The following is a 25,958-nucleotide window of genomic DNA, read 5'->3' as shown; positions in this document are numbered from 1 at the left end:
ACACCACTTCCGACTTTAGCTCACGCTGCACTCCGTGGATCTACTGGCTCACGGTCGTCCTGGTAAGCATCGTCGGAACCCAGATCACCGATCTGCTCACTGACGGCCTCGGCGTCAGTCTGTATGTCAGCACAGGCGTGTTCGCCGTCGCTCTCGCCGCGATCTTCACGATTTGGTATCGGATCGAAGGGACGTTGTCGATCGATGCAATCGACACGCCGCAGCGTGAGTTGTTCTATTGGTCGGCGATTCTGTGCACGTTCGCACTGGGTACCGCTGCGGGCGATCTCGCGACCGAAGCCTTGGGGCTCGGTTTCTCGCTGGGTACCGTTGTATTCGGCGTGCTGCTTGCACTGGTGTATGTCGCATGGAGCAGCGGCGTCAACGCGGTGCTCACCTTCTGGATTGCGTACATCCTTACGCGACCGTTCGGTGCATCGCTCGGCGATCTGCTCACCCAATCGCGCAATTACGGCGGGTTCGGTCTGGGTGCTGCATCGACGAGCCTACTGTTCCTGTCCGTGATCATCGTGCTCGTCGCTTTCGCGCAGTTCGGCGCCAGCAGTCGCGCGCGTGCAGAAGCGGTCGAGTGACTTCCTTAACAAACCTCGAGGCGAGGCTTCTTCATGAATGATCGAATCGCATCTTCACGTCTGCTCGTCGCGCTTACCGCGTGCACGATGCTTGCTCTCGCCACCGGCTGCTCAAAGCAAACCGATAGTCCTGCTGTGGCGGCACCGGCGTCCAGCGCGACCGATGCGCAGCGCGGCGCATCGTCGAACGTATCGAGACTCGGCGACCTCTCCCAATTCCGTGCAATCGCAACCGACGTATCCACTCTCGTGGCGAAAGGTGATCTCACGGGCGGCAGGACACGCATCAAGGATCTGGAGGTTGCGTGGGACAGCGCGGAAGCCGGTTTGAAACCGCGCGCGGCTGCGGATTGGCATGAACTCGACAAGGCAATCGACCGTGCCCTCGAAGCGCTGCGGGCTGATCACCCGATTCAAGGCAATTGCACGGCAGCGTTGAGCGACCTGCTGAAAACGTTCGACAAGCTTGAGGGCAGGAATTCCTGAGTTGTATTGACGCACATCAACGGCCGCGGGATCGACGCTGGATAATCTCCAAGCGTCCACTCGCACAAGCCGACTATTCAGTGCTTCGGTAGCGCGGAAGGCGGTTTCCGCCGTTGTCCGTGTATCGAGCCGTTCGATTACAGCGACATGCCATTGTCCGCAAGCTCGTCATCCTCGGTCGCGGGTACTCAGGACGCGTCACCCGCGGCCGAATCCACGACGACCGCCATCCCGACGGGCCTTTCGACCGCCGAAGCGCAGCAGCGTAGGATCAGATTCGGCCCCAATGTGGTTGGCGAAACGCTGCCCTCCTTCAGACGACTCTTGCTGACCAAGTTGTGGGCGCCAGTGCCATGGCTGCTGGAAGGCGCAATTGCCCTGCAAATCTTGCTCGGTGCTTATATCGAGGCAGCAATCATCGGCTTGCTCCTTGCGTTCAATATCGCGTTGTCTCTTGCGCAAGAGCAACGCGCCTCCGCCGCACTATCGATTCTGCGGAAGCGGCTCGAACCGACGGCCCGAGTGTGCCGCGACGGGAAATGGCACCGGATTCCGGCCGCCGAACTCGTGCCCGACGATGCGATCGAACTCCCGATCGGTTCGGTCTCCCCTGCGGACGTGCGCGTGACGAGCGGATCCGTCGCCGCCGATCAGTCGATGCTGACAGGAGAATCCGCGCTTGTGGACATTTCGGTCGGCGCAACGATTTATGCCGGTGCAATCGTGAAGCGCGGTCACGCATTCGGCGTTGTCGCGGCCACCGGCACACGCACATATTTCGGCAGGACCGTCGAACTGGTGCGCATCGCGCGTGCACCGAGCGCCGAACAGCACACAGTGCTGGCAACAGTCCGTAACCTGGGCGCAATTAACGGAGTCGTCGCACTGGCTGCGCTAGGCTACGCCCTCCAACTCGGCTTCGCCACAGCGGAATTGCTTCGTCTCGCGCTGACGATGCTGCTCGCATCGGTGCCCGTGGCACTACCGGCGACGTTCACGCTTTCCGCCGCGCTCAGTGCGCTTACGCTCAGTCGACGGGGCGCGCTGCTGACCAGCCTGTCAGCTGTCCACGAAGCCGCAGCCATGGACGTACTTTGCTCCGACAAGACCGGTACGCTGACGCAAAACACGGCGGAAATCGCCGAGATCGTGCCGATGCCCGGCTTCACGACTGAGCAGATCCTGCACCTCGCGGCGCTGACCTGCGAGCCGACAGGCGACGAGCCGCTCGATGCTGCGATCCTTCGAGCGGCAGCTTTGAGAGACAACGTCGGCGTCGAGGATCACATGACTCGTCGCGAACCATTCGATCCGGACACGAAGATGTCGCAGGCCTGCTTCCACGCTTCCGACGGTGGACAGATGCGTGTCGCGAAGGGAGCATTGCAGGCCATCGAGAGAATCGCGAATGTCGAGCCGGACGTGCGCCGGAAAGCGGATGACCTGGCGAGCCGGGGGAACCGAATCATCGCAGTTGCGGTGGAAGCCGCTGCCACGCAAGCCGTCCTAGCCGGTCTGATCGCCCTCAGCGATCCACCTCGCGAGGATGCAGCAAGCCTGATCGCGTCGCTTCGCGATCTGGGGGTACGAACGGTCATGGTAACGGGCGACTCGGCCGCGACGGCGACCGCTATTGCGCGAGACGTCGGACTGCGCCCGGAGCCCGGTCCGCACGATGATGGATTCAACGGGGCCGCGCTATCGGGTTTCGATGTATTCGCGCGTGTGATGCCTGAAGACAAATATCACCTCGTACAGGCATTTCAGGTGAGCGGTCACATCGTCGGCATGTGCGGCGACGGCGTCAACGATGCGCCTGCCCTGCGTCAGGCGCAAGTCGGCATTGCAGTGGCGAGCGCCAGTGATGCAGCAAAGGCAGCCGCTGCGATCGTGCTTACCGAGCCAGGGCTATCCGGGGTCGTTGCAGCCATCATTGAGGGCCGAAAGGCATTCCGCCGGTTGCTCACCTATACCTTGAACATGCTCGTGAAGAAAATCGAGGTCGTGCTGCTGATGGCATATGGACTCATCGCGCTACACCAACCGGTGATCACACCGATGATCATGATCATCCTGCTCGTCACCAACGATTTCTTGACTATGTCGCTGACCACCGACCACGTCGAGCCGCGACGCGAGCCTCAGAACTGGAACATGAAGCAGATCGTCTTTACTGCGGCGTTCTTCGGCGGATGCAAGCTTGTGTTTTCGGCAGGGGTCGTCGCAGTCGGTGCATTCGGTGGCCAATTGCCGCCGCACGCCGTACAGACATTGGCCTTTCTTGCCATCGCGTTCGGCAACCAATCGATGATCTATGTGCTCCGGGCGCAGAACCATCTATGGGACTCGAAACCGAGTCGCTGGCTGGTCTTCTCGTCGGTTGTCGATACCGCGATTGTCTGCGGTCTCGTGCTTTCAGGCGTGCTCGTGACCGCGCTTCCCCTTCCGTGGGTGCTCGGCGTCGGCATCGCTGCCGCAGGCTTCGCGCTTTTCCTCGATCAAGTCAGGAGTCTCGCCAGGCGAGTGCCTGGACTCGGGCACCGTATCGCTCGCTGAGTCTCATATCAAGAGTTCAGTGTTCGCTCTACCCTTTCCGTGCAGCTTAAGGATAACTTAAGTATGGCATGGCAACGTGCATATGCCGCGCCCGTTCGATACCGTGCGGCTCTTGTTTCGTTCGTCCACGCAGAGTGACGGTAAACGCAGCAAGCAACAATCAATGCTTGAAATTCGTTGCTTGTCGTTCGCCGCGCTCGTTCGACCCGGTGCGAGTCCGGGTCTTTTTTTGTTCCGACACCTTTCCCGCTGTGATAGGCCGGCGCGAAACGCCCACCTGGGCCCGCGCACCGCACATTCGCATTGCACTCTCGAACCGCCTCATCAACGTCATCGTTAACATTATCTTCAGTTCGGAAGGCGCATGCTGTTTCTACGGCATCGCAGATCGTGTGACTGCCCTTCCCAACTCACTGGAGATCAAGGCCATGAAACTCGCCATTCGAACCGTCATGCTGGCACTTGCGGTGGTTCCTGCATTTGCGTTCGCGGGACAAGGTCTTACGCGAGCGGAAGTTCGTGCACAACTCGTTCAGATCGAGCACGCCGGATACAACCCGGCCCGCAAAGACATTCACTATCCGCAATCCATCCAGCAGGCACAAGCGCGGCTGAACTCGTCCCAGTCGACTGCCCAGGCCGACACAACAGGTTACGGCTCCGCACCATCCGCGGGTAGTAACTCGGGGCATGCCCTCACGACACACGCTGCGTCGCGCTCGATCTATCTTCATCACTGACGGGCTGTCCACGGCGTTGTTTTTCGTCCGGCCGGCGATCCATCGCCGGCCGGACGATAGCCTCTGCGATTCAGCCTCGCGACGAAAGGGTGTCGTTCATTGATCGCTTACGTTCCATCGTGCAGCCATTACGAATAACAAGCGACCTTGCGGAATTGTTCCGGCAGCCGTCAAGTTACCGCTCCCCACGTTCCTACTATGGACATTCCGACGGGGAGGTCAAGGATGCCGGGACTGGTCGCTCGCATGGCACAATCGGTATCGCCAGCCGACTGTGGGAGAAAATTTTTGCGCGTCCTTGTCATCGAAGACGATGCCAGTATCGCGGCCAACCTTTACGACTATCTGGAGAGTGCCGGTTATGAAGTCGATACCGCGTCGAGCGGTCCTGCGGGCTTGCAGCTTGCGCTGAGCCAGTCATGGGACGCGATTCTGCTCGACCTGTCGTTGCCGGGCATGGATGGCTTGACGCTGTGCCGCAAGTTGCGCGAGGAAGCACACCGAGACACACCCGTACTGATGCTGACGGCGCGAGACGCGCTCGAGGACAGGCTCGAGGGTTTTGGGCACGGCGCAGACGATTATCTGGTCAAGCCGTTCTCGCTGAAGGAGGTCGGCGCGCGGCTTGGCGCACTCGTTAAGCGCTACAAGGGGCAGGTCACCCAAGGCGTGCTCTGCTGCGCGGACGTGCGTCTTGACCTGACGACCCTCGGCGTCGAGCGCGGCGGGCAGCCCGTCAAGCTGCCACCCAAATGCCTGCAGCTGCTGCGCATTCTGATGCAATCCCCAAATCGGGTCCTGGGCCGGGCCGAGCTCGAAACGGAGATCTGGGGCGAGCAGATGCCGGACAGCGACACGCTGCGTTCGCACGTGTACACGTTGCGACGGGCGCTTACCGCGAACGGCGGCAGCGATCTCATCGAGACGGTGCACGGTTTGGGGTACCGGCTCGTGGTGGACGTCGGCCATGCGTCGTAGCCTGCGCTTCAAGGTCGCACTGGTCTTCTCCGCCGTGACGATCCTGTTGCTCGTCGCGCAAGCGCTCGGCGTGAAAGCGCTCGCCGAAGCGCAGGAAGAGAAACTGATCGGCGCGCTGATCCGCGACGACGTTGCCAGTGTCGTGAATTCATACGAGAGCGACGCAGCGCTGTTGCCACCCTACGACGCGCGCGTGAACGGCTACGTGTCCGCAGCCGATCGTACGCCGGTTGCATTACCCGACACGATCGTGCACTTCCCCGACGGTACGCACGAACTCATCCTGGATGGTCGCGAGATTCACGTCGCGATCGTGCCATTCGGCGCAACCCGGCTGTACCGGGTCTACAACTTCAGTGCGTACGAAAAGCGGTTCAAGGAGGTGATCAACGCGCTGATGGCTGGCACGGGCGTGTTCGCGCTGCTGACGATCTGGCTGGCATATGGTCTTGCCGGACTGCTCGTGCGCCAGGTGGCTGGTTTCGCGCGGCAGGTCAAGGCACTCCGTGCGGGGGAGTCGACGTCGATCAATCCCGGGCGTTACGATGAAGCGGAAGTCGTCGAACTCGTCGGGGTTTTTAATGACTACCACCACCGCATGGCGGACATGATCGAGCGCGAAAAGGAATTTACCGGCAACATCAGTCACGAACTGCGCACCCCGCTCACTACCATCAAGACGAGTTGCGAGCTGCTCGAACAGGATCCCGTGATCGGTGCGAAATCCAGGGTGCGACTGCGACAGATCGACCGTGCGGCAGACAGCATGCGCGAGTTGGTCAACGCGTTGCTGGCGCTGGCCCGTGAGGATTCGGCGCAGGATATCGAACCGCAGAACATCGCGCGGCTGATTGAGACCGCGCTGACTCCGTTCGCGGATCGTCTACTGGACAAACAGATTGATGCGGCAATCGATCTGGACCGCGATCTTCACCTTCTCGCGAACCAGTCCGCACTTGCCATCGTACTGTCGAACCTGATCGACAATGCCGTCCGTTATACCGACCACGGCCGGATACGCTTCGTGTACGAAAGCGGCTGGCTGAATGTCGAGGACACGGGACCGGGCATTCCGACGGAAGCGGTGCCGCATGTTTTCACGCGCTTCTATCAGGCGGGGGATGCACCGAGGTCAGCCCCCGGCTTCGGTATCGGCCTGTCGATCGTGAAAAAGCTCTGCGACCGGTATGGTTGGGCCATCGAAGTGGTCAGCGGCCCAGGCCGGGGCACCCGTATCTCGCTCCGCCTGCCGCCGGCCAATCCCGCCTCGTCGGGGCGCCATGTCGGATCGATCCCTTCTTGACGAAAACTTCACAACCGGTTGCGTAGCATCGGGGTCTCGAGCCGCCCACAGGGGCGGCCACTGAACCCACGGATGCCCCATGCGCCGAGCACTGCCGGTTGTGTGCGCCCTGCTGGCGGGGTGCGCGACCTATCACCCCCAGCCGATCGCGCCGGTCCAGCTTGCCCAACAGTTCGAGCAGCGAACGCTGGACAGCAACAATCTGCACGCGTACCTCGTTCGTGAGCTCGGCCACGATGTCGAGCCGTGGCCGCTGCCGCGATGGAATCGCGAACTGCTCACGCTCGCGGCGTGGTACTACAGTCCGGCGCTCGATGTCGTCCGCGCCCAATGGGGTACCGCCAAAGCAGGCATCGACGTCGCCGATGCGATCCCGAACCCGGTGCTTCAGTTGCCGTTCCAGTGGGCCACGCCGAACCCGGGACCGGGTGAGCCATTCACCACAGGCCCGGCCCTCGATATCCCGATCGAGACGGCGGGGAAGCGCGGCTACCGCGTCGATCAGGCGTCGCACCTGTCCGAAGCCGCGCGCCTGGCCATCGGAAACGAGGCGTGGAAGGTCCGCGCGCAGGTGCGCGACGCACTGCTGACGCTCTATGCGGCCCGTGAACGCAGCGCGTTCCTGTCACGTAAGGCCGAAGCCGGGCAGCAGATCGTCGCGATGGTCACCAAACGCCGCGCAGTTGGCGAAAACGCCGGTCGTGATGTCGACGCCGCCGTACTGGCGGCCACGCAGGCGCAGATCGATCTGACGGCCGCCCGAAGCATCGAACAGGATGCACGCGCGCAGTTGGCCGCTGCGATCGGCGTGCCGGTGTCCGCGCTCGAAGGCGTCCAGCTCGACATGGACGCCTTCGACCATGCACCGCTCCCGCCACCGGCGGCCGATGCACAACGCGACGCGATCCTGCATCGCGCCGACCTGCTGGGCTCGCTCGCCGAATACGCGGCGGCCGAGTCGGCGCTGCAACTCGAGGTTGCGAAGCAATACCCCGACATTCACCTGGGGCCCGGCTACACGTACGACACCGGCACTCACAAGATCGCGTTCGGCGTCGCCGGCATCTCGCTGCCGATCTTTGACCAGAACCAGGGCGGCATCGCCCAGGCGGAAGCGAAGCGCAAGGAAGCTGCGGCTCGCACCGCGGCACTGCAGGACATGATCCTGAGCGACCTCGAACGCGCACTGGCGCGTTATAGGTCCAGCATCGACGCGCTGCAGCTGTCCGACGCGCACCGGGGCGCCGCGCGCAGACAGCTCGACAGCCACGCCGCAAGTTTTGCGGCGGGCAGTGAGGATCGACTGACGTTCACGCAGGCGAAAGCGGACTACCAAGCCAGCGAGGTCGCGCGTCTGGATGCTGTCGTAGCCACCCAGCAAGCGGCCGGGGCGCTCGAAGACGCGATGCAGCGGCCACTGACACCCGATGCGGCGAACGCGGCATCAACCCAACAAGAGATGGCCCGATGAAGCCTCGACTGCTACTCCTTTCTATCCTTTCCGTGGCGCTCGCGGCCGGTGCCGGCCGGTACATCTACCGGACGCTCGATCCTGGCGCCGCGGCCCCGACCTCTGTACAGGTGGCTCCGCAGCCCACTGTGCGAACGGTCAATGGCGAGACAGTGGTCACCGTCAGCCCAGACGCGCAGCGCGCGAGTCACATTGATACTGCGCCGCTCGCCTCGACGGCGGTCCAGGCCGACACGCCCGCTTACGCGACGGTGATCGACCTGCAACCGCTCTTCGATCTGCGCAATCGGCTGGCTGCGGCGCGCGCGGATCTCGACACATTACACGCCCAGGCAGGCAATTCGCGCGCGCAGTTTGAGCGTAGTCACGTGCTGTTCGAGGATGACCGGAACGTCTCGCAAAAGAGCCTGCAGGACGCGCAGGCCGCGATGCAGGCGGACCAGGCGAAGCTGCAGTCGGCCGACGCGGCTCAGGGGGGGCTGGAGGCGACGATGCGCCAGCAATTCGGCGATGCGCTTACGAGCGCCGCGATGACGCCGGATTCGGATTTGTTCCGGCGCCTGCTGGCTGGCCGCGCCGTGGTCCTGAGGGTCACGCTACCCGCCGGTTACAGCGGCACAGTGCCGGCACGCATCACGGTCGACACGCCGGACGGGCTGCCCGTCCAGGCGCAGAAACTCTCCGCTTCGCCGCAGGGGGATCCGGCCATCCAGGGAAATCCGTATCTCTACACGGTGACGATTCCCGTTCCAGTGGGAACGCGTACCAGTGCGCACGTCCCGTCATCCGCGCCCGCCACCTCGGCACTCGTGATTCCCGATCGTGCGGTTGTCTGGTATGGCGGACAGCCGTGGGCTTACGTGCGCACCGCCGCCGATCGCTTTACGCGCCGCGCCGTGCCCGCGGACTCCGCTGGCGATCAGGGCTTCGTCGTGACGAACGGCTTTCACGCGGGCGATGCCGTGGTGATTCGGGGTGCGCAACTGCTGCTGTCCGAGGAGCAGAAGCCGCAGGGCATTTCGACGGTTTGCAAGGACCCGCCGGAATGCGACGACTGATCCGGGAATTGAGTTCCGCACAATACACATTCAACGGCTGCCCATGCTCAATGCCATCATCCGGTTCTCGTTGCGTTTTCGCGGCGTGATTTATACGCTGGCCGTGCTTGCGGCCGGCTACGGACTCTATTCGCTCACACGCGCCAAACTCGACGTGTTTCCCGAGTTTGCACCGCCGATGAGCATCGTGCAGACCGAGGCGCCGGGTCTGACCAGCGCGCAGGTCGAGACGCTGGTGACGCAGCCGATCGAAAACGCGCTCGGCGGCATGGTCGGGCTGCAGTCGATGCGCTCGAAATCGATGCAGGGATTGTCCGCGGTCACGTTGGTGTTCGACGCGCACGCGAACGTGATGCAGGTCCGGCAACTGGTGTCCGAGCGCGTCAATGCGCTCGCCGCGACCTTGCCCGCCGGCGTGCAACCGCCGCGGCTGCTGCCGCTCACGACCACCACCAGTGTCGTGCGGACCATCGGCCTGACGTCGAAAACCCGCTCGCCGATGGATCTGTACGACATCGCGCAATGGGCGGTCAAACCGCAGCTGATGAGCGTTCCGGGCGTGGCGGACGCGATCGTCTTCGGCGGCGAGACGCGCCAGTTGCAGATCCAGGTCGATCCGGCGAAGCTGATGCGCTACGGCCTGTCGATTCAGGACGTGATCGCCGCTGCACGCCTGTCGACCGGCGTGCGCGGTGCCGGCTTCATCGAGAACGCGAACCAGCGCATTGCCGTCAACGCGGATGGCCAGATCACGACGCCCGCGAAACTGGCTGGCGTCGTGCTGCGCTGGAGCAACGGCGCTGCCGTTCGCCTCGGTGACGTCGCCACCGTGGCCTGGGGCAGCGCGCCGACGGTCGGTGCTGCCTCGATCATGGGCCAGCCCGGCGTGATGATGGTGCTCGAGAGCCAGTACGGCACCAATACGCTGATGGTCACGAAAGCGATCGAGAAGTCACTCGCCGCACTGAAGCCAGAACTGGAGCGGCAAGGCGTCGCCATGAACACCGACGTGTTCCGGCCCGCCAGCTTCATCGACGCGTCGATCGGCCATCTGCGTACCGCGCTGCTGGTGGGTGCGGTGTTGGTGATCGCGGTCCTGTTCCTGTTCCTGCTGAACGCGCGGACGGCGGTCATCTCGGCGGTGGCGATTCCGCTCTCGCTGCTGATCGCGATCATCGTGCTGACTTCGTTCGGCGTGAGCCTCAATACGATGACGCTCGGGGGTCTCGCGATCGCGCTCGGCGAAGTGGTCGACGACGCGATCATCGACGTCGAGAACATCTATCGGCGGCTACGCCAGAATCGCAGCCGGCGTGAGCCAATGGCGGCCTATCGCGTGGTGCTGCGCGCGTCGCTCGAAGTGCGTAGCGCGGTCGTGTTCGCCACTTTCATCGTAATGCTGATTTTCCTGCCGGTTTTGTCGCTCTCGGGCGTCGCCGGCAAGCTGTTCGCGCCGCTCGGCATCGCGTACATCCTCGCGGTGCTGGCTTCACTCGGCGTCGCACTGACGCTCACGCCGGCGATGGCGCTCTCGCTACTGGCACGCGGGCCGCTCCCGGCGCACGAACCTCGGCTGCTGACGTGGTTGAAGGCACGCTACACGTTGTTGCTGCTGAAGGTCGAGCAGCGCGTCAAAACCGTCATGGTGGTCGTCGCGCTGCTGTGCGTCGCGGCGCTCGCCGCGCTGCCGTTCTTGCGCGGAAACTTCATTCCGGAGCTGCGGGAGGGACACTACATCGTGCACATGGGGCTCGCGCCCGGGACATCGCTCGCCGAGTCGATGCGCATCGGCACACAGGTCTCGCAAGCGCTGATGCGCGTATCCGGGGTGCGGCTGGTGGCGCAGCGTGCCGGCCGCGCGAACGAGGTCGTCGATCCGGTCGGGGTGCAGCTGAGCGAGTTCGAGGTCGACCTCGAACCGATGGGCGCGGCCGGCCAGAACGCGACCCTGCGCCGTATCCAGGACACGCTGTCGCGCTTTCCCGGCCTGTCCACGTCGGTCAACACCTTCCTGGTCGAGCGCATCGACGAAACCATTTCCGGGGTGACGGCGCCCGTGGTCGTCAACGTGTTCGGCGACAACCTCGATGTGATCGACCGCACGGCACAGGACATCGCACGGCTGCTGGGAACGATCCACGGCGTCGCGAGCGTGAACGTCGAATCGCCGCCCGGCATTCCGGAACTCGAAGTCAGGCTCAAACCGGATCAGTTGAGCCGCTGGGGTTTCCGGCCGGTAGAGGTGCTTGATGCGATTCAGAGCGCGTACCAGGGCGCCACGGTAGCACAAACCTACGAAGGTGGCCGGACCTACGACGTCTCGGTCATCTTCGCCCCCGGAGTTCGCAGCAATCTCGGCGACTTGGGTGCAATGATGCTGCGCAATCCGGAGGGCCTCGCTGTCCCGTTGCGCGAACTGGCAGCGATCAGCCAGGTGTCGGGCCGCTACCAGATCACCCATGACGGCGGACGGCGCATGCAGACGGTCGCCGTGACGCTAGGTAGCCGTGCGGTGAGCGATTTCGTGCGCGAAGCCCAGGCCCGCGTGAATCGCGAGATCGCGATGCCGAGAGGCACTTATGCAGTGTTCTCGGGGGAAAGCGAAGCGCGCGCGCAGTCGCAGCGCGACCTGCTCGCCTATGGGGCGATGTCGATCATCGGCATCGCATTGCTGCTGTTCCTGGCGATGAAGAGCCGTCGCGGCGTGCTGCTCGTGATGGTGAACCTGCCGTTCGCGCTGGTCGGTGGGGTATTGAGTGTGGTCCTGACCGGCGGCAACCTGTCGCTCGGCGGCATGGTGGGGTTCGTGACGCTGTTTGGCATTTCGTTGCGCAACTCGATCATGCTGATCAGCCACTACGAGCATCTGGTGCACGTCGACGAAATCCCCTGGAATGCCGATACGGCCGTGCGCGGCGCCTCAGAACGGCTGATCCCGATCCTGATGACCGCACTCGTGACCGGGTTGGCGCTGCTGCCGCTCGCGCTGACGAGCGGCGCGGCCGGCAACGAGATCGAGGGGCCGATGGCAATCGTGATCCTTGGCGGTCTGATTACGTCGACCGCGCTGAACCTGATCGTGCTGCCCACGCTGGCGCTGCGCTACGGCCGCTTTGACCGCGACTCGCTGGCTGCGTCGTTGAATGGGTAAGCCATGCCCGTCCGTGAACCTCATATTTGACCGGAACCGACTATGCACGCATGGCTTGCCAGCATTGGCGCCCATCCCGGACTGGTCCTCGTCATCGTCTTCGGCGTGGCGTGCGCGGAGTCACTCGCCGTCGTGGGAACCTTCGTCCCGGCGGGCATCGTGATGTTTGCCGCGGGCGCGCTGATCGGGGCCGGTGTGCTGGACGGGTGGGTCACGCTGGGCGTTGCCGCGCTTGGTGCCGTGGCGGGTGACGGGATCAGCTACGAACTCGGCCACCGGTATGCACGCGAAGTGCGCACGTGGTGGGTGGAGAAAGGGCACGAGGCGGGTTGGGCGCGTGGCGAGCAGTTCGTCGCAAGGCACGGCGGGAAAAGCATCGCCATGGCACGCTTCTTCGCACCGGTGCGCGCAATCGTCCCGCTGGTGGTCGGCGCGGCCCGGATGCCGCGACACAAGTTCTATCCGATCAACATCGCCTCCGCGCTGGCGTGGTCGCCCGCGCACATCGGCCCGGGGATTGTGTTCGGCGCATCGGCCCAACTCGCCGAAGCGGTCAGCGGGCGCCTCGCCGCGATGCTGCTCCTGCTGGCTGCGCTGCTCTGGCTGATCGTACGGTTGACGCGCGTTGCCATCCGGAATGGCATGCCGCTCGCCCGGGTGGGCGCACAGCGGGCGATGGCACGTCTGGAGCGCCGGCATCCGCGCCTGGCGAGGCGGCTGTCGGGCGTCGTCGGACCCGATCGCCCGGAATCGCCAACGCTGCTGGTGCTGGCGCTGCTCTTAATCGGCAGCGTGTGGCTGTTTCTGGGCATCCTGCAGGATGTGGTCGCACACGATCCGCTCACGCGCGCCGACACCGTGATCTACAGTTTCCTGCAGGGGCTGCGCACCGCGCCGGGTGACGACCTGATGGTCGGCATCGTCGAACTGAGCACCTGGAGTGCGGGGCTGGTGATGGCCGCCGCCGTGCTCATCTGGTTGATGGTGCGGCGGTGCTGGCGCACGGCGGTCTACTGGGCGCTCTCAGTCGCCATCGCCGGTGCTGTGAGTCCCGTGCTCGAGCCTTCGGACTATGTGCGACCGTTCGACTGGCAGGCGGCCATGACGCACGCTCCGTTACCGAGCGGCAATGCCACCTTCAACATCCTGATCTACGGATTTCTCGGCTGGCTGCTGGTCCATCGTCGAGCGCCGCTCTGGCGCAGTGTCGTCATCACCCTCATCGCGGTCTGGGTCGCGCTGACCGGGCTTGCTCGCCTGTATCTGGGGGAAAACTGGCTGGCGGATGTGCTGGGCGGCTGGAGCCTGGGCCTTGCGTGGTTCGCGGTGGTGGCCGGCCTCTACACGTACTGGCGGGTGCAGGACGACGTCCGACCGGGGCTGTTGGCCGGCCTCGTGATGGTTGTGCTCGCAATTTTTGGTCCGTGGACGAGTCCCGGGCATCTGCAGGCCGAGCTCGCCCGGTACCGGCCGGCGATTCACGAAACCGGGGTGACGCTGAAGCAGTGGAGCGACGGTGGCTGGCGCGAACTCCCGGCCCGCCGCACCGAACTGAGCGGCGATCGAGAAGAAGCGCTGCCGTTGCAGTGGGTCGACGATTCCTCTGCGATCGCGCACCGCCTCGAAGCAGCCGGCTGGCGAGTCGCGCCGGCATGGTCCGCGCAGTCTACGTTACTGTGGCTGTCGCCCCGAACATCGGTGGCGGCGTTGCCCGTGCTGCCGAAGCTGTCGGAAGGACGCAGCACGGACCTGACCTTCGCGAAGTTCGATCCGGACCGGCCGATGGACCGCGTGGTGCTGCGGCTCTGGCGATCGCGTTTCCGACTGACGAACGGAGGGGGGACCAGCGGGCCGCGCGACGTCCCGGTCTGGTACGGCGCCCTTTATCAGGAGGCCTTCCGGCAGCCCTGGCATCTCGCCATACTGGGCAAGACCGCGTGGCCGGATGCCGCTGCCATTCCCCCTCTGCTGCCTGCGGGCATGCAGACGTTGAGCCTCTCGGTGCTCGACGACGGCGAGGTTCGGCACGCGGTGCTGGTCTTGCCGACCGTCCCCGAAACGCCATCCGGAACGCGGATGGGCAAATGATCAATTTGCGATGTGCTGCCTGGCGGGCCGGAATAGCGGCCGCGACTCAATCCGGAAAGCGGGCGGGTCGGCGACCAGGGATAATCGGTACGCTGGTCGTCGCCCGGATCACTGCGTCAACGGGTGTGGCGGCAGGCCCTGCTTGCGTGGCAGTCGCCGCAAGCCCCGACGTGCAGATCCTTGTCGATGCCGGATCGGTCACGAAGGGTTCGCGCGGTGTCATCTACGTCTGGACGAAAACGCGTTACGCGTCGCCGCAGACCGCGACCGGGATTGAGTATGCAGCGGACATGACACGCTTCGCGCTCGATTGCGCTGGCGCACGCTATGGCATCACCGGAGGCCAGTTCCTCAACGCACAGGGCAAGGTGCTTCGGCAGTTCGACGAACCGGCAGCCGAGCTTGAGCCGATTCCCGTAGTGAGCAACATCGACGCCGTCGCGCGGACCGTGTGCACGGTGGATAGCGGTACGTGGCGAGGTAAATAATGCCGTGATGTATTCGTCTTCACGTTCGGGAGCGCTCGACGTTTGCGTGCCTGGCCATTGTCGAAAGCGCAACACGCGCGCGGCGCGGATCGGCGAACGACGACGTTCTGCAACCGGATTTTCTTGACACCTGGCAACCTATGACCCCTGACACCTCTGCGATCAAGAAACCCGCCATTCCACGCACCGTGTGGGCGCTCGGTTTCGTGAGCCTGTTCATGGATCTGTCGTCCGAATTGGTCCACGCGCTGCTGCCGGTGTACCTCCTCACGACCATGGGCATGAGCGTCGCCTCGCTCGGCGTCCTAGAAGGCGCAGCCGAAGCGACCGCGATGATCGTCAAGGTGTTCTCGGGTGCCATCAGCGACTGGCTGGGGCGCCGCAAAGTCCTGCTGCTTCTCGGATACGGGCTGGCCGCGTTGACGAAACCCCTCTTTCCGCTCGCGGGGACTCCAGCCGTTGTCGTAACCGCCCGACTGCTCGACCGGGTGGGCAAGGGCATTCGTGGTGCGCCACGCGATGCGATGGTGGCTGACGTGGCGCCGCCGGAAATTCGCGGCGCGTGCTTCGGCCTGCGCCAGTCGATGGATACGATCGGCGCGTTCCTCGGCCCGTCCCTCGCGATCGTGCTGATGTTCTTGTTCGCCGATCATATTCGCACGGTCATATGGTTCGCCGTGGTGCCCGCGTTTATTGCAATCGGCCTGATCGCGTTCGGCATCGACGAATCGAGCCATGTGCCGGTTCGGCGCACCTTCCAGTCGCCGCTGCACTGGCGCGCGCTGCGCGAATTCCCTGCCCGCTACTGGTTCGTTGTCGTCGTCGGCGCCACCTTCACGCTCGCACGCTTCAGCGAGGCGTTTCTCATGTTGCGCGCGCAGCAGACGGGGCTGGACCTTGCGTGGATTCCCGCCGTGATGGGCGTCATGAGTCTCGCATACTCGCTGTCGGCGTATCCGGTTGGCATCCTCTCCGACCGGCTGGATCGCCGGTTGCTGCTGGCGATCGGCATGGCGCTGCTGATCGCGGCCGATCTGCTGCTCGGCATCGGCAAGTCGATCCCGTCGATGTTCATCGGCGTCGCCGTGTGGGGACTACATATGGGCTTCACGCAGGGCATTCTCGCGACGATGGTGTCCGAAACGTCGCCTGCGACTTTGCGCGGCACCGCGTTCGGCGTGTTCAACCTGGCCAGTGGCATGTGCATGCTGCCCGCCAGCGCGATCGCCGGTGGGCTGTGGGAGCGTTTCGGCGCGTCCGTCACCTTCCTTGCCGGCGCGGCGCTCGTCGCGATCCCGCTGTGCCTGTGCTGGTTCGCGCCGCGGCCGACGGTCTCGCGAAGCTGATCGATTTCAATCCAGGTCCCATTGCCATGAACACTCTCGAAGCATTCAACCAGGCGCTGTTTCTGATGATCAACGCGACGCCCGCGACACCGCCGTGGCTGATCCGTCTTGCGACCGTGGTCGCAGACGACTTGATCTATCTGATCCCCATGCTGCTGACGAGCGTGTGGCTGTCGGGCAGCGAAATGCAGCGGAATCTGGCCGTCCGGGCATGCGTTGTCGCGATGGTCGCACTCGGGGCGAACCAATTGATTTGCCTCGCGTGGCAGCATCCGCGGCCGTTCATGATCGGCCTGGGGCATACCTTTATCGCGCACGCGCCGGATTCCTCGTTCCCGAGCGATCACGCGACCGTGTTCGCCGGCATTGCCCTGACATTGCTGGCCGGCGGTGCGCGCATGCTGGGCGGATTGACGCTGCTCGCCGGCGTAGCCGTTGCGTGGGCGAGGATCTTTCTCGGCGTGCATTTCCCGCTCGATATGCTCGGCGCGGCTGCGGTCGCGTGTGCGACCTGCGTGCTGATCGTGCCACTCTGGCATCGCGCCGGCGACGCCGTGACACGGGTGATCGTCCTAACGTACCGCAAACTCCTGGCACGTCCGATCGCGTCCGGCTGGTTGCGACGCTGAATCCCGGCGGAGTGCGGCATCCGACACTCCATACCTGAATGGTCCGGCCGCACGATAATCGATGGTGCCGAACGCGATGGATCAGGAACGCGGCTCGACCCAATGGTACAGGTGGGCGCCGAGCCACGCGCTACCGATCAACAGGATGACCGTCAAGCCGACATTCCAGGCAAGAATCATCATCGTGGCATCGATCGGTTGGAACAGCGACCGGATCTCATGACCCCGTGCTGCGTTGCCAGGGCGCGGCCGCCAGCAATACGTCGCTGTATTGTTCGATAGGAAAGCTCAAGGTGCCCCGGAAGTTCAAGTGCGCAAAATGCGCCGGGCCCATCCGGCACAATCATTCGTCGTCGACTTTTCGCCCCTTGTGTCGCCAGTCGTCGATCGTCGCCTGCATGCGTTGAGTGTTCCAGGAGATCACGAGGTTCGTCAGCAGCGTCAGTGCCCCCGAAATCGCAACCATTTCATCACGACGTCGGCCGCGTTCGGGGGCCACTCGGCCGGTGTAAATCGCGCGCTAAAGCTCATGCACGGACTCCCCGCGATTCAGGAGCGTATGCTGTTCTCGCCGGAACGCCGCGTTGCTGATGGTCGAGCAGTCACCTGATGTCGCGCCGAAGAGCCTGCTCGGCAAGGGGTTGACCTATCTGCGTTCGAAGTGGCCGAAACCAATCCGCTACGTCGAAAACGGCGACTGGCCGATCAGCAACAACCCCTGCGAAAACGCGATTAGCCCGTTCTGCGTCGGCCGCCGTGGATGGTTGTTCAGCGATACCTTCGACGGCGCGCACGCGAGTGCCAATCTGTACTCTCTCGTCGAGACCTGCAAGGCGCATGGCGTCGACCCATATCGCTATCTCACCTGGCTGTTCCAACGCCTACCGCTGGCGAAGAGCGTCGACGACTACGACGCGTTGCTGCCCTGGAAAATGCCAGCCGACCCGCGCTGACGCGCTTCGTTACCACACCTCAAGCGCTTCACAGCTTCACTCTGAAGGACGTCGTTCGTGGATCACATACGATTCGCGGCGCTCTATCTGCTCGCACACGGCATCATCAAGCTATGGCTCATCATTGGCTTGCTTCGGCAGCGTCTTTGGTACTACCCGACATCGATAGGGATATTCGGCGTGTTCATCGGGTACCAGCCTTACCGCTTCTCATTTACCCATGCTGGTTCCCTACTTCTCGTCACGATGCTCGGCGTCGCAATCACCGTACTGACATTGCATGAGTATCGGTTCCTGAGAAAGGAACAAAAACGTGCCCGCGTTCCGCCAAGGCAATCTGGGCACACAGAGACGGGCGAGTCGGACCACCTGGCCGACATGCGTCTTCGGTAGCCGAGATCGCCAGCACTCAATTGCAGAGAGATGTCTTATGGCGATCTGCGGTGGTTGTCTGATGCGCAATCCGGTATCGGCACCAGGATCGTGACGATCAGCCCGCATTGGCGAGACGGGTCGGCAAATTCGAGGTCCAGCTCGGCCCCAATCTTGCAGGCGATGGTTCTTACAATGGACAACCCAAGCCCGGATCCGATTTGGCCACTCCCCAATGCGCGATAAAACGGGTCGAAGACTCGATCGCGTTCGGCGAGCGGGATACCCGGACCGGTGTCCCGGATCCGAATCACCGCTCGCTCGTTGTGCTCCCCTACCGATAGATCGATCCGCCCTCCCTCTGGCGTGTAGCGGACGGCGTTGTCGACGAGATTCTTGACCAGGGCGGTCATGTCCAGCTCGGTCGCCGATACGTGGCAGTCGTGGTTTCCCTCCACGCCAATGTCGATGTTCTTCGTTTCGGCCAGCGGCAGGATGTCCTCAAGCACGTTCCGAAATACGTGTTGAACGGAAACCGAAGAGACCGCCGCCCCATTATCGGGTGACTGTGCCCTGGCCAGCGCCAGCAGCTGGTCGAGCAGGCGTCGGCCGCGCTCGATGCCGCGTCGCAGGACGGCAAGCCGATCCCGCGCCGTGACGGACATCTCGACTTCCGCTAATCGCTCTGCCTGCAACGACAATGCGGTCAACGGCGACCGCAGCTCATGCGCAGCATCGGCTATGAAACGCCGCTGAGTGTCGACCGACTGCGCAACGCGACCGAGCAAGCGGTTCATCGCCACGACGAACGGTCTAACTTCAGCCGGGATATCCCGTACCTCGATGGGGTGAAGCTCCCGCTCGTCGCGCTGATCGATCCTGGCCGCCAACTGGGTGACCGGCAGAAACATCTTGCGGACCAGATCGGCGACGATCACGAGGAGCAGCGGTATGAGCACCAGAAACGGCATCACGGTCCGTAGGGCCCCCTCCCGCGCGATCTCGTCACGAAACGCTGACTCCTGTGCGACCGCAATCTTGGTTCCCGATACGGTGGAGCGGACGAGTATGCGGAACGATTCGCCCGCGACATCCACCGTATGCATGCCATCGGCCAACGTCGGGGGAAGTTGTAACGGCCCACCAGCGTCTACACCGACCGAAGAGCCGATTCCGTCACCCAGCCGTTGAACGATCACGCGCGACTCTTCGTCGCCGTCCTTGCTCAGACCGTCCATCACCGATTGCGTCGGCGAAAGCGCGCGACGATCCATTAGATGAGCCACTTGTCGCAGGACGTCGTCCTGCAGTTCATGCGCTTCGTCGAGTGCCGAGACGAACGAGAATGCGCCCGCCAAGGCTGCGATGGCAAGAATCACTACCGACAACGTAAAGGACAGCTTGAACTGAATCGATGTATTCAGGCGTTCTTTGAAACCATCCATCCCACCCCCCTGACATTTCTGATGATCTCGCCACCGAGCTTGCGCCGAAGCGAATGAATCAGATACTCGACGGCGTTGCTTTCGACCTCCTCGCCCCATCCATAAATGCGATCCTCCAGATCGTTGCGCGACAGGATGGCCCCCGGACGCGTGAGCAATGCGCGCAACAACGCGAATTCACGGTTGGTCAGCTGGAGCGGCGGGCCGCCATGAACCGACGCTTCGCGCGTTGCAGGATCGAGCGACACGGCACCGTTGCCCAGTGTCGGTGCCGCCCCGCCGTTTTTGCGTCGAAGCACGGCACGCAAACGTGCCAGCAACTCCGCCATCTCGAATGGCTTCAGGACGTAATCGTCGGCCCCGCCGTCCAGCCCTCGCAGCCTGTCGTCGAGTGCATCGCGGGCGGTGACGACCACGACCGGGACAGTATTTCCCGTCGCGCGGATGCTGGTCAGTACGTCGAACCCGTCCTTGCCCGGCAAGCCCAGATCGAGCACCACCAGATCGTAGTGCTGGTTCTCCAACGCCGTGGATGCCGACGTGCCTGTCTTCGCCCAGTCGACCGCGTATGACGCATCTTTCAATGCGTCCTGAACCGCCTCGCCGATCATCGCGTCGTCTTCGATCAAAAGCACCCGCATTCGTTTCCCCTTGGTCGTAAGCCGATCGGGTACGCTGACCGCCTGGCTCGCCGTCGGTCTCCGACGTCGCCAGCATCGGAAACCGGTTCAATGGTCCGACAGTCGTGGCGACCCGGATCCCGCAACCAGCACACGCAACAGAACCGGCAGCACCAATAAAACCAACGGTAGCTGTACGATCAGCCCCGATATGATTGCCACCGCCAGCGGTTGCTGCATCGCCGAACCCTGACCGAGCGCGAACGCAAGCGGCAGCAATGCCAGGATCGCGGCGATCGTCGTCATTGCGATCGGCCGCAACCGGTTGCGGCCGGCGGCGAGCAGCGCGACATCGTGCGCCATTCCCTCATCGCGCACGAGCGCCTGGAACTCGGAAACATAGAAGATCGCGACTTCGGTCACGATACCGACGATCATCGTCATCCCCATCATCGCCGAGATGTTCAGCTCGATGCCTGTTACCCACAGACCGATGAAAACCGCGCCGGTCGCGCACAGCGGCATAGCCATCACGGCGAGCGCGACGCGGAACCGCTCGTAGAGGAACAGCAGCAGGCCGAAAACCAGCGCCACGGCGGCACCAAACACGGCAAGCAGTCCGCGGAATGCAATCTGTTGTTGCTGATACAGCCCGCCGAGCTCGTAATACACGCCGGGCGGCAACAGATTCGCCTCGCCGAGCGCACGTTGCACGTCCGCGATCGTCGAGCCCAGGTCGCGTCCGTCGATTCGCGCCGTGACGGCTACCATTCGCTTCAGGTTGTCGCGGCTGATCTCCGGTTGACCGCTGACGGTGATGAGATCAGTCACCCGGTCGAGCGGGAACAGGTGCCCGTCAGGCGCGCGGATCTGCAGTTCTCCGAGCCCCGTGCCATTCGTGCGCGTCGCATTCGCGACCCACACGCGCACCCCGACCGTCTTGGGTCCCTGCTGGAATTGCGTGGCGACGTTACCCTCGAGCAGATCCGACACTTGCTGCGCGATCGCCTGCGTATCCATACCTTCCGCCGCTGCCGCATCGGGCCGGATGTGAAGGTCGAGTGCATCGCCTGCCGGATTGATGCCGTCGTCGACGTCGACGATGCCTTGAATTTTTCCGATCCGCGCCGCTACCCGCCTTGCGGTCGAATCCAGCACATGAGGATCATCCGAATAGATCTTGATCTGTACCGGCTGCGGCACCGCGGTCAGGTCACCGATCAGGTCCTCCATCAGTTGAGCGAGTTCGATACTCACGCCCGGAACGTTCGTTTCGATTTTCGACCGGATCTCCTCCATCACCGTGTCGATCGGCTCGCGGGACCCCGACTTCAGGCGCACGAAGAAGTCGCCCCTGTTGGGTTCGTTGAGGTCGCCGCCGAGGCCCGCGCCGGTGCGCCGGGAATACGTCGCGACGTTCGGGTTCTCGCGAATGATCGTCTCGATTTCACGCATCAGACGATCCGTTTCGGTGATGGATGTCCCGGGCGCCGTGTGATAGTCGAGCACGAACCCGCCCTCGTCCATCGACGGCATGAACCCGCTGCCGACACGCGTAAACGCCAGCGCGGCCACGATCAGCAGCGGCACCACACCTGCCAGCGCAAGCAACGGCCTGCCGCTCACTCGTTCGATCAGGGCCGCATAGCGGGTGTTCATCCAGTGCGACAGACGCGACTCGCGATGCTCCTCCGCATCGGCGGGCGTCAGCCAGTGATCGCACAGGATCGGGATGGCAAGCCAGCTCACGACAAACGAAATGAACAGCGCGCTCGCCATGGTGATCGACAGCGCCTTGAAAAACGCGCCCGTCACGCCCGACAGGAACGCGAGAGGGACAAAGATGATCAGCGTCGCGGCCGACGATCCCGCAAGCGGACGCGTGAATTCAAGGGCCGCGCTCATCACGCGGCCGTGGAATGCATGGGCGCCGGCCTCGCGCATGCGCCTCGCGATGTGCTCGATCATCACGATCGCATCGTCGATCACGAGTCCGACCGCCGCGGCCATCCCGCCGAGCGTCATGATGTTGAAACCCATTCCGAACACATCGAGCAGCAGGATGGTCGCGCTCATCACGACCGGCACCAGTGCAACGGCAATCGCGGTGATTTTCCAGTTGCGCAGGAACACGAAAAGCGTGAATGCAGCCAAGACCACGCCGATCAGAATCGCATCGCGCACGCTCGACGCCGATGCAATCACGAGTTGACTCTGGTCATACCAGTTTGCCAGGTGCACGCCAGGCGGCATCTGCTTCTCGAAAGCGGCCAACTTCGCGCGGATCGCCTTGGCCATCGCGACGCTATTCGCGCCCGGCTGCTGGAATACATTGACCAGGACTGCGTCCTGCCCGTCCGCCGTGACGCGTATCCATTGCGGAACCGTGCCGCGCGACACGGTCGCGATGTTGCCGACGCGTACCTGATTGCCGCCCGCAGACGACACGACTGCGTCGCGAAGCGTATCGAGCGACGTAATCGTGGTATCCGCGACGACCAGGTACAGCTTGTAGTGGTCCTCGATCCGTCCGGTCGCCATCAGCACGTTGCCCGCACCGATCGCCTTTGATACGTCCTCGACCGACAGCTTGTACGCCGCGAGCCGGGCGGGATCGATGGTGACTTGCAACTCGTCCTGCGCCCCCCCCGTCACTTCGACGCGCGCGACGCCGTCGACCGACGACAGCAGCGGGCGCAACTGGAACTGCGCGAGATCGCGAAGTTGCGCAAGTGATTGCTGCGACGACGTGAGGCTATAGGCAAGCACCGGGAACACGGTGGGATCCATCCGCCTCACCTGCATCTTCGTGCCGGGCGGCAACGACGGCAGGATTTCGGCAATTGCGGACTGCGCCTGCAGCGTCGCCTGCGCCATGTCGGTGCCCCAGTCGAAGTTGAGCGAGATCTCGGCCGATCCCCGGCTGGTCTTCGACTCGACGTCGCGCACGTTGGGCACGCGCCGCAGCGCTTCTTCGACCGGCATCGTGACAAGCGTCGCCATCTGTTCGGCCGGCCGGTCACCCGCATCGAGCGAAACGACCGCGCGCGGGAACGACACGTTCGGAAACAACGAGATCGGTAACCGAAAGGCCGTCAGCGCGCCGGCGACTGCAAGCAGCGCCACGACAAACAGCAGCGATCGTCGATGCATCTGCATCCATTGCCCGAAATTCATTGGCGCGCGCCTCCGGCCATTCGCACAGCCATCCCGTTCTGCAACTCGTAGTTGCCGGTGACAACCAGCGGTTCCGCCGCGTCAAGCGGTCCGTCAACGCCATAGCGATTGCCGCTTTCCACGCGCACCACGACGTCGACGCGCTGCGCAGTATGCTTCGGCGTCACCTGGAACACGTAGGCCCCCTTCCTGTCGCTCAGCACTGCGGTGCGCGGCACCACCCACCAGGTTCCGGTCTGCGTCGCAATATCGGCGCTCACACGTGTACCCGGGATAAACGCGGTACCGCCAAGCGGTATGTTGGCACCGACGTTCACGAGCTGGCTTTGCGGATCGATTGCCGCGCCCGCCACGACGACTCGCCCCGCAGGATGAGCGTGCTCAAGCGCGGTCGACAGCCCATTCAGCACGACGGAATCTCCCGCGTGAATCGACGCCGCGGCCGACGGGTCGACACCGAGCGTCACGTTCGCTTGCCAACTCGACGCATTCGCGACCGCCGCGATCTGCGCGATCGTTACACCGGCCTGGATCTGATCGCCCGGGAGTGCGGTCAACTGCGACACGACGCCTGCAAACGGCGCGGCGATCGTCACGTTTCCGGCATGCACCCCCATTTGATGCTGGGCTGCCAGTCCCTGCTGTGCGTCATTCAGCGCCTTCCGCGCCGCAGCAAGCTGCGATTGCGTTGCAAGACCGGCGTCGAACAGCGAGCGCGTACGCTCGAGTTCGCCATGCGCGAGGGTCAGCGCGCTGGTGGCCTGCGATGCTGCCAGTACCGCAGCGGGGTCGGCTTCTACCACGACGAGCGCCGCGCCGCGGGCTACCGTCTGGCCGGGCAGCACAAGCACCTTTCGAATGCGCGCGGCATAAGGCAGGTTGATCGAAGTGACGCTCGACGACGATGCCGCGACGATGCCGTATGCTCGAACCTGCTGAGAAATCGGTTCTCGGTGTACTGCTACGGTATTGACCGATGCGGTCACAGGTTCGTCGGCCCGCACGGGCCCCGCACACGGCGCGAGCACGGCAAGCGCGACGGACACGGTGGCTATACGGCGGGAGAGGGGAAAATCGGGAGCGGGTGACATGAGATCAACGCTGAGTGGAGTCGGTGGAGAATGCGTCCGGGATCGCACTGCCGAGTAGCGCTTGCAGCCCGATACGCTGTTCGGCAAGCGCATCGCGTTGGGTTTCCGCATCAATCTGCCTCGTCAGCGCGGCCAGCTGCGCATCGACGTACTGCCCCATCGCGATATCGTGTGCCGCGAACGCGTTCCGTGCGCGCCCGGCTGCTTGCACGAGCGCCGGCAGTGCTGCCTCGTCCTGCGCGAGTTGCGCGCTCGCGAGGCACGAATTGTTGCGCTGGCGCGCAATGTCCGCGTACGCAGCATTCAGCCGGACCCGATATTCGTCGCCGAGACGCTGACGAGTCGCCTGTTCGATCGCGATATTGCCGCGGTTGCGGTTGAAGATCGGCAGGCTCAACGCGATCTGGAAACCGGTCGTATAGATGCCGGACGTGTCACGTGCACGATCGAATCCGACCGTCAGGCTCGGAAACTGGTTGAGGATCGCGGCGCGGTATTTCTGCTCCTGCGCTTCGTAGCCTGCCTGCAGCGCAATCAAGTCAGGGCGTCGCTTAGGCAACGCTGCCAATGCGGCTTCGAGCGACGCGCTCGCCAGCGGTTTCGTCCTGCTCGAACCGATGAGCTTCAGCTCGACGTCGGGCGCAATCCCCAGCAACAGGTTGAAGTCATGATGCGTCTGCGCGCGGGCACGAACCATGTCGTCATATTGCTTGCGCGCGTCGCTGTATGTCGTCAATGCGACACTCACGACGTCATCGGTCGTGTTCCCGGCCTGCCGGGCATGCTCGAGCCGGGTGTAGCGCGTCTGGTCGAGATCGAGCGCCTGCTTCAGCAGCGGCAGTACGGCGTCTTCATAACGCGTCTTTGTATAAAGTTGCTTGGCTTGAGCGACGATTTGCCATTCCTGCCACAGCAGTCCAAGGTCCGTCTTTCGCACAGTCGCGTCGGCGGACCTCTGGTTGGCACTTCGCGAGATGATCGCCATCACGTCCATGCTCAGTCCGTAGTTGAACGCGCGCTCAAGGCCTGCGGCACCCGGAAAGTCGCTCGAAACCGATATCTGTGGATCTGGTAGGAGACCTGCAGAAAAGGCCTGTGCCTGCGCAATGCCGAGGTCGTCGCGCGCAAGCTTCAGATCCGGGTTGTTTGCGACGGCCAGCATCGCAACGTCCTCGATGTCGAAGCCTGCGGACGGATCGAAACGATGTGCAGCTAGTTCGGGTAACGGCATCTTCCGGGGATCGATCTCGAAGCGATCGAGGTCGTGCTGAGACAGCGCGGTCGATGCTCGAGGAAGCGGCTTTGCGTGATAGGTCGTGCAACCGGTGATGAAGCCGCACAACGCAACGCATAACGATGCCGACTTCCAACGGCTAGACAGAGTGTAATCAACCATTGTTGACGCCAAGGTAG

General features: G+C 63.5%; 19 protein-coding genes and 2 pseudogenes. 15 read left to right on the top strand and 6 right to left on the bottom strand.

Annotated elements, in window-relative coordinates; genetic code table 11:
• From L810_RS02780 to L810_RS02725, 13 genes are all read left to right on the top strand, one after another.
• Positions 1 to 593: COG4705 family protein (locus tag L810_RS02780; protein ID WP_042972925.1), on the top strand; the 593-nt coding region annotated here is incomplete at its 5' end.
• A gap of 33 nt (positions 594 to 626) precedes the next feature.
• On the top strand, positions 627 to 1,079 hold the full coding sequence (locus L810_RS02775; protein WP_051392142.1) for a hypothetical protein: 453 nt from the start codon (positions 627 to 629) through the stop codon (positions 1,077 to 1,079).
• Positions 1,080 to 1,226: 147 nt separating this feature from the next.
• On the top strand, positions 1,227 to 3,635 hold the full coding sequence (locus L810_RS02770) for an HAD-IC family P-type ATPase (RefSeq protein ID WP_051392141.1): 2,409 nt from the start codon (positions 1,227 to 1,229) through the stop codon (positions 3,633 to 3,635).
• Positions 3,636 to 3,802: 167 nt separating this feature from the next.
• Positions 3,803 to 4,375 (top strand): DUF4148 domain-containing protein, encoded by a 573-nt coding sequence (locus L810_RS49710; protein WP_373453089.1) that lies wholly within the window; start codon positions 3,803 to 3,805, stop codon positions 4,373 to 4,375.
• Between the two features lie 288 nt (positions 4,376 to 4,663).
• Positions 4,664 to 5,353 (top strand): response regulator transcription factor, encoded by a 690-nt coding sequence (locus L810_RS02765; RefSeq protein WP_021156851.1) that lies wholly within the window; start codon positions 4,664 to 4,666, stop codon positions 5,351 to 5,353.
• Positions 5,343 to 6,656 carry a sensor histidine kinase gene (locus L810_RS02760; RefSeq protein WP_021156850.1) on the top strand — a complete coding sequence of 438 codons (1,314 nt, stop codon included), beginning with the start codon at positions 5,343 to 5,345 and terminating at the stop codon, positions 6,654 to 6,656. Before L810_RS02765 ends, L810_RS02760 begins: the two co-directional genes overlap by 11 nt.
• Before the next feature lie 79 nt (positions 6,657 to 6,735).
• Positions 6,736 to 8,127 carry a TolC family protein gene (locus L810_RS02755; protein ID WP_021156849.1) on the top strand — a complete coding sequence of 464 codons (1,392 nt, stop codon included), beginning with the start codon at positions 6,736 to 6,738 and terminating at the stop codon, positions 8,125 to 8,127.
• Entirely contained in the window at positions 8,124 to 9,185 is a 1,062-nt protein-coding gene (locus L810_RS02750) for an efflux RND transporter periplasmic adaptor subunit (protein ID WP_042972924.1), read from the top strand. Before L810_RS02755 ends, L810_RS02750 begins: the two co-directional genes overlap by 4 nt.
• Before the next feature lie 43 nt (positions 9,186 to 9,228).
• On the top strand, positions 9,229 to 12,336 hold the full coding sequence (locus L810_RS02745; RefSeq protein WP_021156847.1) for an efflux RND transporter permease subunit: 3,108 nt from the start codon (positions 9,229 to 9,231) through the stop codon (positions 12,334 to 12,336).
• Positions 12,337 to 12,378: 42 nt separating this feature from the next.
• Positions 12,379 to 14,424 carry a bifunctional DedA family/phosphatase PAP2 family protein gene (locus L810_RS02740; protein ID WP_021156846.1) on the top strand — a complete coding sequence of 682 codons (2,046 nt, stop codon included), beginning with the start codon at positions 12,379 to 12,381 and terminating at the stop codon, positions 14,422 to 14,424.
• Between the two features lie 146 nt (positions 14,425 to 14,570).
• Positions 14,571 to 14,912: a surface-adhesin E family protein gene (locus L810_RS02735; protein WP_021156845.1), complete on the top strand. Its 342-nt coding sequence runs from the start codon at positions 14,571 to 14,573 to the stop codon at positions 14,910 to 14,912.
• A gap of 140 nt (positions 14,913 to 15,052) precedes the next feature.
• Entirely contained in the window at positions 15,053 to 16,258 is a 1,206-nt protein-coding gene (locus L810_RS02730) for an MFS transporter (protein WP_021156844.1), read from the top strand.
• A gap of 26 nt (positions 16,259 to 16,284) precedes the next feature.
• Complete coding sequence (locus L810_RS02725; protein WP_021156843.1) at positions 16,285 to 16,887, top strand: phosphatase PAP2 family protein; 603 nt, start codon at positions 16,285 to 16,287, stop codon at positions 16,885 to 16,887.
• Positions 16,888 to 17,104: 217 nt separating this feature from the next.
• Here L810_RS02725 and L810_RS49930 read toward each other — a convergent pair.
• A pseudogene (locus tag L810_RS49930) lies at positions 17,105 to 17,488 on the bottom strand (Tn3 family transposase); the annotation flags it as partial.
• Between L810_RS49930 and L810_RS02720 the strand changes: the two are divergent.
• Positions 17,475 to 17,840, top strand: a pseudogene (locus L810_RS02720) (transposase domain-containing protein); the annotation flags it as partial. The pseudogenes L810_RS49930 and L810_RS02720 overlap by 14 nt on opposite strands.
• 57 nt (positions 17,841 to 17,897) lie before the next feature.
• Positions 17,898 to 18,233: a DUF2127 domain-containing protein gene (locus L810_RS02715; RefSeq protein WP_051392139.1), complete on the top strand. Its 336-nt coding sequence runs from the start codon at positions 17,898 to 17,900 to the stop codon at positions 18,231 to 18,233.
• A 35-nt stretch (positions 18,234 to 18,268) separates the two neighbouring features.
• Here L810_RS02715 and L810_RS02710 read toward each other — a convergent pair whose 3' ends face one another.
• From L810_RS02710 to L810_RS02690, 5 genes are all read right to left on the bottom strand, one after another.
• Positions 18,269 to 19,657, bottom strand: coding sequence for an ATP-binding protein (locus tag L810_RS02710; RefSeq protein WP_021156839.1), 1,389 nt, complete (start codon positions 19,655 to 19,657; stop codon positions 18,269 to 18,271).
• Positions 19,633 to 20,298: a response regulator gene (locus L810_RS02705; protein WP_042972921.1), complete on the bottom strand. Its 666-nt coding sequence runs from the start codon at positions 20,296 to 20,298 to the stop codon at positions 19,633 to 19,635. The genes L810_RS02710 and L810_RS02705 overlap by 25 nt, the downstream gene beginning before the upstream one ends.
• 87 nt (positions 20,299 to 20,385) lie before the next feature.
• A complete protein-coding gene (locus L810_RS02700) occupies positions 20,386 to 23,454 on the bottom strand; it encodes an efflux RND transporter permease subunit (RefSeq protein ID WP_021156837.1) in 3,069 nt (1,022 codons plus the stop codon).
• Positions 23,451 to 24,500, bottom strand: a complete 1,050-nt coding sequence (locus L810_RS02695) for an efflux RND transporter periplasmic adaptor subunit (protein WP_021156836.1) — start codon at positions 24,498 to 24,500, stop codon at positions 23,451 to 23,453. The genes L810_RS02700 and L810_RS02695 overlap by 4 nt, the downstream gene beginning before the upstream one ends.
• Positions 24,501 to 24,549: 49 nt before the next feature.
• Positions 24,550 to 25,941, bottom strand: a complete 1,392-nt coding sequence (locus L810_RS02690; protein WP_042972920.1) for a TolC family protein — start codon at positions 25,939 to 25,941, stop codon at positions 24,550 to 24,552.
• Between the last annotated feature and the right edge of the window lie 17 nt (positions 25,942 to 25,958).

It is taken from the genome of Burkholderia sp. AU4i, assembly GCF_000466765.1.
GTDB lineage: Bacteria > Pseudomonadota > Gammaproteobacteria > Burkholderiales > Burkholderiaceae > Burkholderia > Burkholderia cepacia.
Note: the sequence above shows the minus strand (reverse complement) of the source record. Positions and strands in the feature narration are given on the sequence as shown.